The organism is Rhodothalassium salexigens DSM 2132 (assembly GCF_004341375.1).
GTDB classification, from domain to species: Bacteria; Pseudomonadota; Alphaproteobacteria; order Sphingomonadales; family Rhodothalassiaceae; genus Rhodothalassium; species Rhodothalassium salexigens.
Genome location: NZ_SLXO01000003.1, coordinates 366,852 through 381,910 on the forward strand (window position 1 = coordinate 366,852; position 15,059 = coordinate 381,910).

Below are 15,059 nucleotides of genomic sequence, written 5' to 3' on the forward strand. Positions count from 1 at the left end.
GCGGCGGAGCGCGGATTGTCGAGTATCGGCCGGGCGGGCCGGCTGGGACGGCCTCTGGCCTGGGGCCTGGTCCGAGCCCTGGCCAGAGCCTTGGCCAGAGCCCTGGTCCGAGCCTTGGCCCGGGTCTTGGCCGGTGGCGTGGCGGCGCGGGCCGGGCGGCCTGCGTCTATTCGGCGGCGATGGCGGCGGAGCGCGGGTGCGCCCCGGCCTTGGCGGACAGCCATTTGTGCATGGCGGCGGCGGCGTCGCGGCCGTCGCGGATCGCCCAGACCACCAGGCTTGCACCGCGCACGATGTCGCCGGCGGCGAACACACCGTCGAGCGAGGTCATCATGCTGGCATGGTCCACCTTGACGGTGCCCCAGCGGTTGACGTCGAGCGCCGGCTCGCCGAACAGCACCGGCAGGTCTTCGGCGTCATAGCCGAGCGCCAGGATCACCATGTCGGCGGGGATCGTCTCGGTCGAATCGGGCACCGGTTCGGGCGCCTGGCGGCCGGTGGCGTCGCGCGCGCCAAGCCGCATGCGGTAGGCGCGCACGCCGGTCACCGTGTGGTCGCCCAGGATCGCCTCGGGCGCCGACAGCCAGTGGAAGGCGACGCCCTCTTCCTCGGCGTTCTTCACCTCTTGTTGCGAGCCCGGCATGTTGGCCCGGTCGCGCCGGTAGAGGCAGGTGACGCTGGCGGCGTCCTGGCGGATCGCGGTGCGCACGCAGTCCATGGCGGTGTCGCCGCCGCCGATCACCACCACGCGCTTGTTGCGCGCGTCGAGCCGGCCGCTGTCGAAGTCGGCCACGCGCTCGCCGAGCCCGCGCCGGTTGGAGCAGGTCAGGAACTCCATCGCCGGGATCACATTGTCGAGCCCGACGCCCGGCACCTTCAGGTCGCGCGCCTTATAGGCGCCGGTGGCGATCAGCACCGCGTCGTGGGTCTGGCGCAACTCGGCCATGGTGACGTCGCGGCCCACCTCGGTGTTGAGCCGGAAGGCGATGTTGCTGTCCACCAGGCGCTGGTGGCGGCGGGCGACGATCTCCTTGTCGAGCTTGAAATTGGGGATGCCATAGATCAGCAGCCCGCCGGCGCGGTCGTAGCGGTCGTAGACGGTGACCTGGTAGCCGCGCTTGCGCAATTCCTCGGCGGCGGCCAGCCCGCCGGGCCCGGCGCCGATGATGCCCACCGACTGGCGGCGTTCCACCGGCGGCGTGAACGGCTTGACCCAGCCCTGTTCCCAGGCGTGGTCGAGGATGTGCTTTTCCACCGCGCCGATGGTGACCGCGTCGAACTCCTTCTCGATCACGCAATTGCCCTCGCACAGGCGGTCCTGCGGGCAGATGCGGCCGCACACCTCGGGCATATTGTTGGTCGCCGACGCCACCTCATAGGCTTCTTCCATGCGGTCTTCGGCGACCAGCTTGAGCCAGTCGGGGATGTTGTTGTGCAGCGGGCAGTGCACCTGACAGAAGGGAATGCCGCACTGGCTGCACCGGCCGGCCTGTTCCTCGGCGCGTTCCTGGACGAACGGCGTGTAGATCTCGGCAAAGTCCTGGGCGCGCGTGTCGGCCGGCCGCTTGTCCGGCATCGCCTGCGGCGTGTCGGTGAATTTCAGCATCTTTCCGTTCACGGGCTCACTCCTTGCCTCACAGGCCGGGCCCCGCGTTTCGGGAGCCAGGCATTCAATCCTGATTGTCTCCATCGGTTGGGGCCGGCTGGCCTGCCCGTCCGGTAGCCCGGGCGCCGCACCGTTCGCATGGCGTGGCGGGCGCGCGTGCCCCGACCGTGTGCCCTGAATGGGCTGGGGGATCTCTTATACCGACCTGCGGACCTCAAAGCGAGTCTAAATCCGCATTAAGGTACTTTTATGTGATATAAATTGACAGATTGTCGCAGTTTGCCTCGATTCATCAGGGTCAGGCCGTCGCGATCAGGCATTAAACATCTCATTATGCGATATGAAAGCTGGCTGGTTTCCACGGGCACCGGCTGATATCACCGGCCTTCGCCCTTTGGAGCCTTGCTACCCATGCCCTTGTTGCACCTGCTGGTTCTCGCCCTGGTTCAGGGTATCACCGAGTTTCTGCCGATTTCGTCCTCGGCCCATCTGATCCTTGTGCCGGCGGTGACCGGTTGGCCCGATCAGGGGCCGGTGATGGACCTGGCCATGCATGTGGGCACATTGGTCGCCGTGTTGGTCTACTTCCGGCGCGATACCGTCGGCCTGACCTGGGCGGTGCTGGCGGCGGTAAGGGTGCCGGCGGCGCGTCGGGCGGTCGCCGGCACGCCCTATGCCGGCCTGTTGGCAGCGCTGTTGGTGGCCACCGTGCCGGTGGTGGCGGCGGGCGGCCTGTTGGCGGCGCTCGATCTGGTCGATCTGTTGCGCCGCCCCGACGTGATCGCGGCCGCCAGCATTGGGTTCGGGCTGTTGCTCTATGGGGTCGACATGCGCGCCCCGCGCCAGCGACGAATGTCGCACATGGGCCGGCGCCCGGCGCTGCTGATCGGGCTGGCCCAGGTGTTGGCGTTGATTCCCGGCACCAGCCGTGCCGGCATCACCATGACCGCGGCCCGGGCGCTGGGCTTTCGACGGCCCGATGCGGCACGGTTTTCGATGCTGTTGGCGATCCCGACCATCCTGGCCGGCGGCGCGCTGGCCGCTGCCGACTTGGCGGCCGAGGGTGCGGCCGGGCGCTGGCGCGACGCGCTGATCGGTGCCGGGCTTGCCTTTGCGTTCGCCCTGGCGGCGATCCACTTTTTGATGCGGTGGTTGCAGCGCGCGTCGATGACCATTTTCGTGGTCTATCGGGTGGCGCTCGGGCTGGCGCTGTTGGCGCTGATCGGCGCCGGAGTTCTGTAGGTCCCGGTCGCCGGGCGGGCGATGGCCTGCCGGCCGGTCACGCCCGCACCGCCTTGGGTATGCCCGTGCGCTGATCCGTCAGCGCTACTGCGCGGCGGCGCGCTTGAGTTGCAGGGCGATGCGCAGCGCTTTGGCGCGCCGGAGGGCCGGATCCATGGGCGCGGCGGCCATGGGGTCTGCCGGCGTCGGTAACGGTGTCGAGGTTGTGTAGGGGGCTGTGGGCGCCCCCGGTGCGTCGCTCAGGGTCGGCGTGGCGTTGTCGCATGGCGCCTGCGCTACCGCTCGTGCTTGTGCCGTCATGGTCCGCATTGGCTTTACCCCCTGTCTCCACATTGACCCTCAACCGGAGCGTCCGGCGCAGGACGAGAGCCGCGCGGTTTGCGCCGCCTCCCGAGGGGAACCGGGCGCCTTTTCCGCCCGGCCGCCTGTCGCGGAACACAGTGGGAAAAGCAATGCCCGTGCCAGCTTGGCAAGGGGCCTGGAATAGCGGTTTTCCAGGGGGATTCTCCTGCTGTTCCGGGCCTTGACCGGCAGATCCCGCCGGTTCGGGGCCGTGCTTTGCCGGGCGCGCTTTGCCGGCTTCGGTCCGGCTGCCCCGCCGTTTTGCCGGCCGGTGGGGCAGCCCTGATTGGTCCAGATCATGAGCGGCTGGCGGCGCGACACCGGCGGGACAGCGAGGGCCGGCGACAGGCTCCTTCGGCCGATCCGATCCTGCCGCATGGCCACCCGGCAGGGGTGCTGCGGCGCGCCTTAGTGCGCCGAGGGTTTGGCGAACTGACCGCGCGGGCGGTAGTGCTCCAGATACTCGCCGAGGATCGCTTCGAGCGGCGTCGGCGTGATGCCCAGGTCTTCGAGTGTCGCGGCGTCGTCGGCGACCACATTGTCGCGCGCCAGCATCTTCAACTGGTCGGGCGTCAGCGGCGGGTTGGGCAGGAATTGCAGCACCTGCGCCTGGAGCTTGGCGATCGGCATGGGGATCGAGACCAGGGGCCGCTTGATCATGATCTCCTTGAGCATCAGCTTGAGCAATTCCTCGAACGTGTAGGTGCGCGGGCCGCCCAGTTCGTAGGTCTTGCCGCGTGCCGGGCTGTCGGGTTCGAGGGCGGCGCGCACCGCGTCGGCCACGTCGCCCACATAGACCGGCTGGAACCGCGACTGGCCCGAGATCAAGGGCAGGGCCGGCGCCATGCGCGCCATCTTGGCGAAGCGGTTGAAGAAGTCGTCCTCCGGTCCGAACACGATCGACGGGCGCAGGATGGTCGCCTCGGGGAAGTGCTCGCGCACCAGCGCCTCGCCGCGCGCCTTGCTGCGGGCGTAGGCGGCCGGGCTGTCGGCATCGGCGCCGATGGCCGACATCTGCACCAGCGCCTTGACGCCGTGCTGCTTGGCCAGCCGCGCGATCCGGCCGGCGCCTTCGCCCTGCAGGGCGGCGAACTTCTGCTTGCCTGTCTCGGCCAGGATGCCGACCAGATTGACCACCGCGTCGGCGTCGGCGATGGCGCGCTCGACCGAGGCGTCGTCGCGGATATTGGCCTGGACGGTGTGGATCTGGCCGACCTCGCCCAGCGGCTTGAGGAACAGCGCCTCCTGCGGCCGGCGCCCGGCCGAGCGGATGCGGTCGCCGCGGTCGGCCAAGCGTTGCACCACATAGCGGCCGAGAAAACCCGAGCCGCCGAAAACTGTGACGAGGCGTCCTTCCATGGTGGCGTCTCCCAATACATGAGCGGAGGTGGCCCGGCGATATCAGGCGCGCGGGGGTTCGACAGTCTTCTGCCGTCTTACCGGCGCGGCTTGGGCTTGCCAAGGCGGCGGCTTGTCCCGTCGGGTCGACCGGCGGTGCCGCATGGGGGCAGAGGGTCGTTTCGGGGCCCGAAAACAATGCTTGACACCGGCCGGGCGGGGGCATACCAAGCGGCCCACAGCACACGCCCCAAGCCCAGGTGGCGGAATTGGTAGACGCGCTAGCTTCAGGTGCTAGTGACCGTATGGTCGTGGAGGTTCGAGTCCTCTCCTGGGCACCATTATGCCTTAACTAGCTGATTTCATTGAAAAATTAGGGTGTCCCGGCGGCTTCTGATGCACCAGGACGGTGCGCGCAGGCCGCAGCGCCTGTGCGGCGTGCCGGCGATCCAGGGCGAGCGCCTTGGGGCGCGCAGCTCCAGAGCCAGCCCCAAAGACAGCCCCAAAGACAGCCCCAGGGCGAGCCTCAGCCTCAGCCTCGGGCGCTCAATTCCTCGCCGGTCACCCAGGCGATATGGAGCACATTGGTGGCCCCCGGGGTGCCGAAGGGCACGCCCGCAGTGACCACGATGCGGTCGCCGCCGGGGGTGAAGCCGTGGCGCAGCGCCATGCGCCGGGACTTGGCCACCATCTCCTCGAAATCGTGCACGTCGCGGGTCTTGACCGTATGCAGCCCCCACACCAGGCACAGCCGCCGCGCCACCGCCAGATGCGGGGTCAGCGCCAGGATCGGCGCCCGGGGCCGCTGACGCGCCACGCGCAGCGCCGTCGAGCCCGACGAGGTGAAGCTGACGATCGCCGCTGCGCGCACCGTTTGCGCCACATGGCCGGCGGCACTGGTGATCGCGTCTTCCGCCGTGTTGCGCGGTTGCGGGATCGGCTGGGCGGCGGCGTGGGCGGCGGTGCGGAACTCCTCCGGCATGCCCTCGGCGCGGCGGATCACCCGGTCCATCACCGTCACCGCTTCGACCGGATAACGCCCGGCCGCCGACTCAGCCGACAGCATCACCGCGTCGGCACCGTCCTCGACCGCATTGGCCACATCCGACACCTCGGCGCGGGTCGGCACCGGCGCCTGGATCATGCTCTCCAGCATCTGGGTCGCCACCACCACCGGCTTGCCGGCCTCGGCCGCCGCCAGGATGATGCGCTTCTGGGCGCCGGGCACGTCTTCCACCGGCAATTCGACGCCCAGGTCGCCGCGCGCCACCATCACCGCGTCGGCCAGGTCGAGAATCGCGTCGATCTGCTCGACCGCGCTCGGTTTCTCGATCTTGGCCAGCACGCCGGCGCGCCCGGCGATCAGCTTGCGCGCCTCGGCCACATCCTCGGCGCGCTGGACGAACGACAGTGCCACCCAGTCGGCGCCCATCTCCAGGGCCGCGTCCAGGTCGCGGCGGTCCTTGTCGGTCAGCGCCGGCACCGGCAGCACGATGTCGGGCACGTTGACGCCCTTGCGGTCGGACAGCCGGCCGCCGACCAGCACGGTGGTGTCGGCGCCGGTGGCGTCGACATGTTCGACCCGCAAGGCGATCTGGCCGTCATTGAGCAGCAGCCGATGGCCGGGGTCGATGGCCTGGAAGATCTCGCGATGGGGCAGGTGGACCCGGCGGGTGTCGCCGGGCGTGTCGTCCAGGTCCAGGCGAAACGCCGCGCCCGCCACCAACTCTGCCGCGCCATCGGCGAACCGGCCGACGCGCAGCTTGGGCCCCTGCAGGTCGGCCATGATGGCGATCGGCCGGCCGACCCGGGCCTCGACGGCGCGGATGTGGCGCACATAGGCGGCTTTGTCGGCCAGGTCGCCGTGGCTCATGTTGAGCCGGAACACGTCCGCCCCGGCGCGCCACAGTGCCTCGATCCGCTCCGGCGTGTCGCTCGCCGGGCCCAGGGTGGTGACGATTCGCGCCCGGCGGGCGCGCCGGTCGGTTGGGGCGGCGGCCGAGTGGTCGGTGCCGGGGCGGCTAGTGCCGGGGCTCGGGGCCTTGCGGTCTGCCATGGCGTAGATCCTTGATGGTTGGCGGCGGTCTGGCGGGCTCGTGTGCGGGGCTCAGGCGGGTCTGGGCTAGGTCTGGGCTGGGTCTTGGCTAGGTCCGGGCCGGGTCTGGGGCGCATTGGCCACGGGCTGCGGCGCGTGGGGATTGTGCGACGGGGCTGTTGCGCCCACGTTTCTAAGGCACCCGGTCGCGCCGTCATAGCCCCGAGCCGCCAGCGACCGTCCCGTCCCTCCAGTCTGTCCGTTTGTTCCGATGCCTTATTCCCTGACCCCGCGTCCGCCCGAAGTCCTCAACCCCGACAGCGGCAGCGGTATCGTCCTCGTCTGCGACCATGCCAGCAATGCCGTGCCCGCCGACCTTCATGGTGGCGACCTGGGCGTGCCGGCCGACGCCATGACCAGCCACATCGCCATCGACATCGGTGCCGAGGCGGTGACCCGCGCGCTGGCCGAGCGCTTAGGCGCTACGGCGGTGATCGCCACGGTCTCGCGACTGGTCTGCGATCTCAATCGCAACCCTGCGCATCAGAACCCGTTTCCCGCGCATAGCGACGGCGTGGCGGTGCCGGCCAACCAGAACCTGGCGCCGCAAGCCGGGGCTGCGCGCCTCGACGCCTATTTCCACCCGTTCCACGACCGGTGCGCGACGGCGGTCGCCGCGGCGGCCGAGCGCCACCCGCGCCCGCTGGTGATCGCCGTGCACAGCTTCACGCCGGTGATCGCGGGCGCGGCGCGCCCGTGGGAGATCGCCTTCCTGCACGACCGCGACCCGCGCCTGGCCCATGCGTTCCTGAGCACGCTCGACGCGCGCTACGCCTTCACGCTCGGCGACAATGAACCCTATTCGGGGCGCGAGCTTTACTACACCATGGACCGGCACGGTCAGGCCTTGGGCATCCCGCAGACCACGGTGGAGATTCGCCAGGATCTGCTGGCGTCCGACGCCGGCCACGGCCTGTGGGCCGACCTGTTGGCCGAGTGCATCGACGCCATGCCGCAGGGCCAGGCGATGCGCCCGCAGCCGGTCTGACCGGCCGGCAGCAAGGGGGGCGCAACCGGTCGGCTCAAGGGAGCCCCCACCCCGGGGGCTGGAACGGGAACGGTGCCGATGGGTGAAGACCTGTCGAACGGTTGGAACGCGGTCGCCGACGCCTTCGCCGCACGGCGGGCGGCGCACCCCATCGGGCGGTCGGTGGTGCGCGATTGGGCGGCGTCGCTGCCGGCGGGTGGATCGATCGTCGATGTGGGCGCCGGCTCGGGCGAGCCCTTGGCTACCGCCCTGGTGGCCGACGGGTTCGACCTGTGGGCCATCGACGCCGCACCGGCGATGGTCGCCGCCTTTCGCCGCCGCTTGCCCGATGTGCCGGTGCGCTGCGAGGCCGCCGAGCGCAGCGACTTCTTCGGCCGGTCGTTCGACGGCGCCCTGGCGGTCGGGCTGGTGTTTCTGTTGCCGGCCGACACCCAGCGCGCGCTCATCCCCGCCCTGGCCCGGGCGCTCAAGCCCGGCGGTCGGCTGCTCTTCTCCGCCCCCGCCCCGTCATGTGTCTGGGACGATCTGATGACCGGGCGGCGGTCGCGGTCGCTGGGCGCGGCGGCCTATGGGCGCCTGCTTGCCAAGGCCGGTCTGGACCTGGTCGCCACGCCGGTGGACGAGGGGGGCAATCACTATTTCGCCGCGCGCAAAGGCCGGGGCCGAGCCGGTTGCCGGTTGGGTGCTGCGGCGGGTGTCTAGGGGCCGGCAGAGAATGGCCGCCATGCGCTGAGCGAGGTGCCGTCCGGCCGCACCGCTGGCCGGTCGATAGGGCCGATTTTGGCCCTTGGCTGCCATTGCCTTGGGCCGGCGGGTCGCTTATGGTCCGCGCCTTTCCCCGACAGCGTCAAGGGAGTGTCAGGACATGGCCAATGTGGGCGGCGTCTCGGGCGCGCAGCTGCGCCAGTTCATCGAGCGCATCGAACGGCTTGAAGAAGAGAAGAAGGCGATCGCCGACGACATCAAGGATGTCTACGCCGAGGCCAAGGCCAATGGCTTCGACCCGAAGATCATGCGCCAGGTGATCAAGGTGCGGAAGATGGAAACCCAGGAACGCCAGGAACTCGAAGCGCTCCTCGACGTTTATCTGCACGCGCTCGAAGGCGGCGACGCGGCCGCAGCGGCAGACGACGACGCCACCGCCTGACCATCGCCCCGGGCCGGCGCGCCGGGCGTGCCGGTCGTGGAGCCGTCGCGGCCGGTGTCGGGGCCGCCGCACCGGTCCGCCGCATCGCGTCGCTGCGCGCGTCAGGACCGGCGGTGCGGCCGGTGCCCCGGGCCGGCGCGGTCAGCCGGCGTCGATCACCGCTTGCATCAGCGCCTTGGCCTCGTCCGACGCCCAGTCGGCCGGGCCCAGATAGCGCCCGACTTCGCGGCCCTTGGCGTCGACCAGCACGGTGACCGGCATGACGCCCTCGCCGAACGCCTGGCCGAGCGCCATGCTGGCGTCCACATAAAGCGGCAGCGCGGTGGCGTCGACCTTCTCCAGCGTCGCTTGCGCCTTGGCCCGGCCCTCGCGGTCGAGCGACACGGCGACCACCTGGAACGCCGCGCCGCCCATCTCGGTGTGCAGGCGCGCCAGATGCGGCAGTTCGGTCAGGCAGGGCGCGCACCAACTGGCCCACAGATTGACCAGCACCACCCGGCCCTCGAAATCGCCAAGGGTCCGCTGGGTGCCGTCGGCGGTCTCGAACGGCGTTTGCGGCACCGGCTCGCCGCGGTGGTCGAAGGTGAAATCGGCCATCTCGCCCACCGCCTTGTCGGCAATCGACGCTTGCCCCGGTGCGCCGCTGCCCATAAGCAAAACCACCAGATAGACGACCAACAGCAAGACCAGGACGGCCAAGGCGCCGATGGTGGGGGCAAGCCAGCGGTTGTTCATCGCGCGCTCCTTTTCGGTATACGGACGCACCCCGTGGGCAAGACGGGGAGACGGGAGAGACAGACTATGGACACCCCAACGGGCGGGCGCAATCCGTTGATCCAGGGCCGCTTCGACGGCAGCCCCGACAGCGTGATGACCGCCATCAACGCGTCGATCGACATGGACCTGCGCTTCTGGGCCGAGGATATCGCGGGCTCCAAGGCGCACGCGCGCATGCTCGCCAAGCAGGGCATCATCGCCGCCGACAGTGCCGAGAAGATCCTTGCCGGGCTCGACACCATCGCCGGCGAGTTGGCCGCCGGCACGTTCAAGACCGACCCGGCCCTTGAAGACATCCACATGCATGTGGAGGCGCGCCTGGCCCAGTTGATCGGCCCGGAGGCGGGGCTTCTGCACACCGCACGCTCGCGCAACGACCAGGTGGCGACCGACTTCCGGCTGTGGGTGCGCAACGCCATCGACCGGCTCGACGCCGAATTGGCGGCGTTCATGGCCGCGCTGCTCGACCAGGCCGAGGCGCACGCCGCCACGGTCATGCCGGGCTTTACCCATCTGCAAACCGCCCAGCCGGTGACCCTGGGCCACCATCTGATGGCCTATGTGCAGATGACCGCGCGCGACCGCGGGCGGCTGGCCGACGCGCGCCGGCGGCTCAACGAATCGCCCTTGGGCGCGGCGGCGCTGGCCGGCACCGGCTTCGCCATCGACCGCCACGCCACCGCCGCCGACCTGGGCTTCGATCGGCCGATGGCGAATGCCATGGACGCGGTCTCGGACCGGGATTTCGCGCTTGAATTGCTGTCGGCCCTGGCGATCGCGGGCGGTCACCTGTCGCGCCTGGCCGAGGAAATGGTCTTGTGGGCGTCGGCGCCGTTCTCGTTCATCACCCTGTCCGAGCGGTTTTCCACCGGCTCGTCGATCATGCCGCAGAAGCGCAACCCCGATGCGGCGGAACTGGTGCGCGCCAAGACCGGGCGGCTGTTCGGCTCGTTGCAGGCGCTGCTGGTCGCCATGAAGGGCTTGCCGCTGGCCTATTCCAAGGACATGCAGGAAGACAAGCCGCCGGTGTTCGAGGCGGTCGACGCCTTCGCGCTGGCGATCGCGGCGATGACCGGGCAGGTGCGCGATCTGCGCGTCAACCCGGCGCGTATGCGGCAGGAAGCCGGGCGCGGCTATTCCACCGCCACCGACCTGGCCGACTGGCTGGTGCGCGAGGCCGGGCTGACCTTCCGCGAGGCGCACCATGTGACCGGCCGCGTGGTCCGGCTGGCCGAGGCCGAGGGGCTCGACAGCCTGGCCGATCTGGACCTGGCGGCGCTGCAAGGCGTCGACGCGCGCATCGGCCCGGCGGTCTTCGACGTGTTGAGCGTCGAGGCGTCGGTGGCGTCGCGCCAGAGCCTCGGCGGCACCGCGCCCGAACGGGTGCGCGAAGCAGCGGCGGCGGCGCGCGCCGCCTGGCTCTGACCCAGGGGGCGATCCGATCCGGGCGCCGACCGGCGCTCGGGTGCCACAGGCGCGCCCCGGAACGGGACGCAGGCGATGAAAGGGGAGACGGCATGACACGGACCTTGAGCGCGCTCCTGGCGCTCGCCCTGGTGACGGCGTTGCTCGCCGGCTGCGGGCGGCGCGCGCCCCTCGACCCGCCGACCGAGGCGCCGGCACCCGCCGCGCTCGACGAGATCCCCGGCGACGACAAGAAGCCCGGCCGGCCATGAACCATTTTCACTATCGCGGCGGCATCCTCTTTGCCGAGGACGTGCCCCTGCCGGTGATCGCCGACGCGGTCGGCACGCCGGTCTATGTCTATGCCCAGTCGACGCTGGAACGTCACCTGACGGTGTTTCAAGAGGCGCTCGCCGGGCTCGACCATCTGGTCTGCTTTGCGGTCAAGGCCAATGCCAACATGGCGGTGCTGCGCGCCCTGGCGGCCAGGGGCGCGGGCGCTGACGTGGTGTCGCTGGGGGAACTGGAGCGCGCGGTGGCCGCCGGCATCCCGCCCGAGCGGATCGTGTTCTCGGGCGTCGGCAAGTCGCTTGAAGAGCTGTCGCGCGGCGTCGCCTTGGGCATCCACCAGTTCAACGTGGAATCGGAGCCCGAGCTCGAACGGCTGTCGCACATGGCCCAGGCGCAGGGCCGCACGGCGCAGATATCGCTGCGCGTCAACCCCGATGTGGCGGCGCGCACCCACGCCAAGATCGCCACCGGCGGCGCCGAGACCAAGTTCGGCATCCCATGGACCCGGGCGCGCGCGGTCTATGCCCATGCGGCGCGCCTGCCGGGCCTGGAAGTGGCCGGCATCGACGTGCATATCGGCTCGCAGCTGACCGATCTGGAACCCTTCGAGCAGGCGTTCGCCCGCGTCGCCCACCTGGTCGGCCAGTTGCGCGAGGACGGCCACCAGATCCGCCGGCTCGACCTCGGCGGCGGCCTGGGCATCCCTTATGACCCCGCCGAGCCCGAGCCGCCGGCGCCCGCCGATTATGGCCGGCTGGTGCAGAAGCTCGCCAAGCCGCTCGGCGTCTCGGTGATCGTCGAGCCCGGCCGGCTGATCGCCGGCAATGCGGGCGTGCTGGTCACCCGCGTGTTGTTCACCAAGGAAGGCGAGGCGCGGCGCTTCGCGGTGGTCGACGGGGCGATGAACGACCTGTTGCGGCCGGCCATGTACGAGGCGTTCCACCACATCGACACGGTGCGCCAGACGCCCGACAATGCGCCGCGCTACGACACCGACGTGGTCGGCCCGGTGTGCGAGACCGCCGATATCTTCGGCCGCGCGCGGTCGTTGCCGGCGCTGGCGCAGGGCGATCTGTTGGTGGTGCGCTCGGCCGGCGCCTATGGCGCGGTGATGGCGTCCACCTATAACAGCCGCCCGCTGGTGCCCGAGGTGCTGGTCAAGGACGACCAATGGCACGTGGTGCGTCCCCGGCTCGACGAGGCGTTCTGGCGGGGGATGGACAAGCTGCCGCCCTGGCTCGCACACTAGGCACCTGGCGCGCGTCGGCCAGGCGGGCCGCGCCCGCGGACCACAAAGACCCACAGGGGAGACGGTGATGGCCCGTCACACCACGCGCTTGAGGCTCGCCCGGGTGCTGCTGTTCGTCGAACGGTTGTGGCCGCGTTTGTTGCCGCCGGTGCTGTGGGTCGCCGGCTTCGCCGCGCTGGCCCTGGTCAATGTCTGGGCCGTGCTGCCCGGATTTGTGCACAGCCTGGCACTTGTGGTGCTGGTGGTCGCGCTCGGCCGCCATCTGTGGCGCTTGGCCGGCGACGGCCTCGGCTGGCCCGAGCCCGCCGCCGTGCGCCGCTGGGTCGAGGCGCGCGCGGGCCTGTCGCACCGCCCGCTCGACGTGGACGCCGACGCACCGGCCACCACGGGGCCGCTGGCCGAGCGGCTGTGGGCCGAACACCGCCGGCGCATGGCCGCACGGGTGGCGGCCCTGCCGATCCCGCGGCCCCGGCTGAGCTGGGTCGAGGCCGACCCGCGCGCCATCCGCGTCGCGGTGGCGCTGCTGTTCGGCGCTGGGCTGCTGATCGCCGGGCCGGACGCGCCGCGGCGGCTCGACGACGCCTTTTCGCTGCGCCCCGGCGGCACGCCGCGCGCCGTGCGCCTCGACGCCTGGATTACGCCGCCCGACTATACCGGCGCCACGCCCACCGTGCTGGCGCGCGCGGGCGACGCCGCTGTGGCGTCGACGGCCACCGCCGAGCCGCTGGTGGTGCCGCAGGGCAGCGTGCTGACCGTGCAACTGACCGGCGGCCACCGGGCGCCGGTGTTGGATCTGGCCGGCGACCGGTTGAGCTTCGACAGCCCGGCCGAGACGTCGCACCGGGTCGAGGCGGCGGTGACCGCGTCGGGCGACATCCGGGTCCGCCAGGGCGCGGTGCTGCGCGCCCGCTGGCCCATCGAGGTGACGCCCGACACGCCGCCCGAGGCTGCGTTCGCCGGCCCGCCCGAGGCCACCGAGCGCCATGCGACGCGGTTTTCCTACCGGTTGAGCGACGACTATGGGGTCACGGCGGCGCGGCTGGAAATCCGGCGCGGCGACGGCAATCATGTGCGCCTCGGCCCGCCGGCGCCCGAGCGCGCGCTGCCCGCCGTGCCCGAGCCGCGTACCGGCGGTGACGCGGCGACGGTCTATCACGCCGCCGAAACGGACGAGGCGGTGCTGGTGGTCGACCTGCCGGCGGCGCGCACCGGCGGCCAGACGATCACCGCGACGGCGTTTCAGGATCTGTCCGACCAGTATTGGGCGGGCGAGGCGGTGGCGGTGCAACTGGTGGTGCGCGACGCGGCGGGCCAGGTCGCGCGTTCCGAGCCGCTCGCCGTCACCCTGCCGGTGCGCGATTTCGAGCACCCGGTGGCGCGCGAGATGGTCGACGCGCGGCGCCGGCTGATCGACAATCCCGGGGCGCGCAACCGGGTCGGGGCGACGCTGCGGCGGCTGGCCCGCGCGCCCGACGCGTTCGACGGCGACCTGATGGTTTTCGCCGCCCTGCGCAGCGCCTATTGGCGGCTGCAGGCGGGCCGCGGGATCGCCCAGGCCGATCAGGCGGCCGAGCTTTTGTGGCGCGCGGCGCTGCGGCTCGAAGACGGTGAGGTGGGCGAGGCCGAGGCCGCGTTGCGCGCCGCCCTCGACGCCATGGCGCAGTCGCTCGAAAGCGGCGATGCCGGCGCCATCGCCGATCAGGCCCAAGCACTCGATCAGATGCTGCGCCAGTTTCTGGCCAGCCAGAATCAGACCTTCAACGGCGCACAGACCCCGCCGCCCAGCAGCGACCAGGGCCGGGTGACCACCGTGGACGCCGGCGTGCTGTCGGCCATGGTTCAGCAGATCCGCGACCTGGCGGCGGCCGGTCGGACCGAAGAGGCCCGCCAGATGCTCGACCAATTGCGGGCCATGATGGAGAATATGCGTCGCGAGCCGCTCGATGCCGAGGACCTGGCGCGGATGCGCGCCGCCCAGCAGGCCGCCCAGGCGCTCAAGGGCCTGAGCGAGGAACAGCGCGAGGTGCTCAACCGCACCGCCCAGCGCGCCATGCAGAACCGCGCCGACCGCCGCCAGGGGCTCGAACCGCAACCCTTCGACGGCCTGGCCGAAACCCAGAGGCGGCTGAGCGAGACCCTGTCGCAACTGCGCGGCGCGGCGGGCGAGGCCGGCATGGAGATGCCGCAACAGGTGGACCGGGCTCAGCAAGCGCTCGACGCCGCCAGCGAGGCCCTGGCCCGCGGCGACGGGGCCGGCGCCATCGGCAATCAGGCCCAGGCCCTGCAGCAGGTGGATCAGGCCGAACAGCAGTTGCAGCAGCAATTGGCCCGGTCGCGCAGCCAGCAGCAAGGCCGCGGCGGCGGCCGCGATCCGCTGGGACGCATGGCGCCTGACTTGTCCACCTCGGACTTCGAACTGCCCGGCGCCGACGGCCGCCGCCGCGTGGAAGAGATCGTCGAAAGCCTGCGCGAGCGCTTGTCCGACCCCGGTTTGAGTGCTGAAGAGCGCGCCTATATCGAGCGGTTGTTGCGCCGCTATTGAGGCGAGCCCGGCGGCTCGATCCCGCGCGAGGCCTGCGC

At 71.0% G+C, this 15,059-nt stretch carries 12 protein-coding genes and 1 tRNA gene; 9 read left to right on the plus strand and 4 right to left on the minus strand.

From position 1 onward, the window contains the following. Nucleotides 1-166 precede the first annotated feature (166 nt). Nucleotides 167-1,618: an NAD(P)-dependent oxidoreductase gene (locus tag EV659_RS06260; protein WP_132707984.1), complete on the minus strand. Its 1,452-nt coding sequence runs from the start codon at nt 1,616-1,618 to the stop codon at nt 167-169. Between the two features lie 399 nt (nt 1,619-2,017). On the opposite strand from EV659_RS06260, the gene EV659_RS06265 reads away from it, so the two are divergent. Continuing rightward, nucleotides 2,018-2,848, plus strand: coding sequence for an undecaprenyl-diphosphate phosphatase (locus EV659_RS06265; RefSeq protein WP_132707985.1), 831 nt, complete (start codon nt 2,018-2,020; stop codon nt 2,846-2,848). A gap of 750 nt (nt 2,849-3,598) precedes the next feature. On the opposite strand, the gene EV659_RS06270 is transcribed toward EV659_RS06265, so the two are convergent. Continuing rightward, the gene (locus tag EV659_RS06270; protein ID WP_132707986.1) at nt 3,599-4,549 is read right to left on the minus strand and encodes a complex I NDUFA9 subunit family protein; all 951 of its coding nucleotides are present in this window, start codon (nt 4,547-4,549) and stop codon (nt 3,599-3,601) included. A gap of 233 nt (nt 4,550-4,782) precedes the next feature. Between EV659_RS06270 and EV659_RS06275 the strand changes: the two genes are divergently transcribed. Continuing rightward, nucleotides 4,783-4,869 (plus strand) — tRNA-Leu (locus EV659_RS06275). Nucleotides 4,870-5,060: 191 nt separating this feature from the next. On the opposite strand, the gene pyk is transcribed toward EV659_RS06275, so the two are convergent. Next, entirely contained in the window at nt 5,061-6,584 is a 1,524-nt protein-coding gene (gene pyk / locus EV659_RS06280) for a pyruvate kinase (protein ID WP_132707987.1), read from the minus strand. 250 nt (nt 6,585-6,834) lie between these two features. Here pyk and EV659_RS06285 point away from each other — a divergent pair, with 250 nt between their 5' ends. The 3 genes from EV659_RS06285 to EV659_RS06295 all read left to right on the plus strand — a co-directional run bounded on the left by EV659_RS06285 (nt 6,835) and on the right by EV659_RS06295 (nt 8,758). After that, nucleotides 6,835-7,611, plus strand: a complete 777-nt coding sequence (locus EV659_RS06285; protein ID WP_132707988.1) for an N-formylglutamate amidohydrolase — start codon at nt 6,835-6,837, stop codon at nt 7,609-7,611. A gap of 78 nt (nt 7,612-7,689) precedes the next feature. Then, on the plus strand, nt 7,690-8,313 hold the full coding sequence (locus tag EV659_RS06290) for a class I SAM-dependent methyltransferase (protein ID WP_132707989.1): 624 nt from the start codon (nt 7,690-7,692) through the stop codon (nt 8,311-8,313). Nucleotides 8,314-8,476: 163 nt separating this feature from the next. Further along, on the plus strand, nt 8,477-8,758 hold the full coding sequence (locus tag EV659_RS06295; RefSeq protein ID WP_132707990.1) for a DUF2312 domain-containing protein: 282 nt from the start codon (nt 8,477-8,479) through the stop codon (nt 8,756-8,758). 141 nt (nt 8,759-8,899) lie between these two features. On the opposite strand, the gene EV659_RS06300 is transcribed toward EV659_RS06295, so the two are convergent. Next, nucleotides 8,900-9,493 carry a TlpA family protein disulfide reductase gene (locus EV659_RS06300; RefSeq protein ID WP_132707991.1) on the minus strand — a complete coding sequence of 198 codons (594 nt, stop codon included), beginning with the start codon at nt 9,491-9,493 and terminating at the stop codon, nt 8,900-8,902. A gap of 66 nt (nt 9,494-9,559) precedes the next feature. Between EV659_RS06300 and argH the strand changes: the two genes are divergently transcribed. The 4 genes from argH (at nt 9,560) to EV659_RS06315 (ending at nt 15,021) form a co-directional block, all read left to right on the plus strand. Then, nucleotides 9,560-10,960 (plus strand): argininosuccinate lyase, encoded by a 1,401-nt coding sequence (gene argH, locus EV659_RS06305; RefSeq protein ID WP_132707992.1) that lies wholly within the window; start codon nt 9,560-9,562, stop codon nt 10,958-10,960. A gap of 92 nt (nt 10,961-11,052) precedes the next feature. Next, nucleotides 11,053-11,211 carry an LPS translocon maturation chaperone LptM gene (gene lptM, locus EV659_RS14655; protein WP_165878758.1) on the plus strand — a complete coding sequence of 53 codons (159 nt, stop codon included), beginning with the start codon at nt 11,053-11,055 and terminating at the stop codon, nt 11,209-11,211. Then, a complete protein-coding gene (gene lysA / locus EV659_RS06310; protein ID WP_132707993.1) occupies nt 11,208-12,479 on the plus strand; it encodes a diaminopimelate decarboxylase in 1,272 nt (423 codons plus the stop codon). Before lptM ends, lysA begins: the two co-directional genes overlap by 4 nt. Before the next feature lie 67 nt (nt 12,480-12,546). Further along, nucleotides 12,547-15,021 carry a DUF4175 domain-containing protein gene (locus EV659_RS06315; RefSeq protein ID WP_132707994.1) on the plus strand — a complete coding sequence of 825 codons (2,475 nt, stop codon included), beginning with the start codon at nt 12,547-12,549 and terminating at the stop codon, nt 15,019-15,021. Nucleotides 15,022-15,059: the final 38 nt, after the last annotated feature.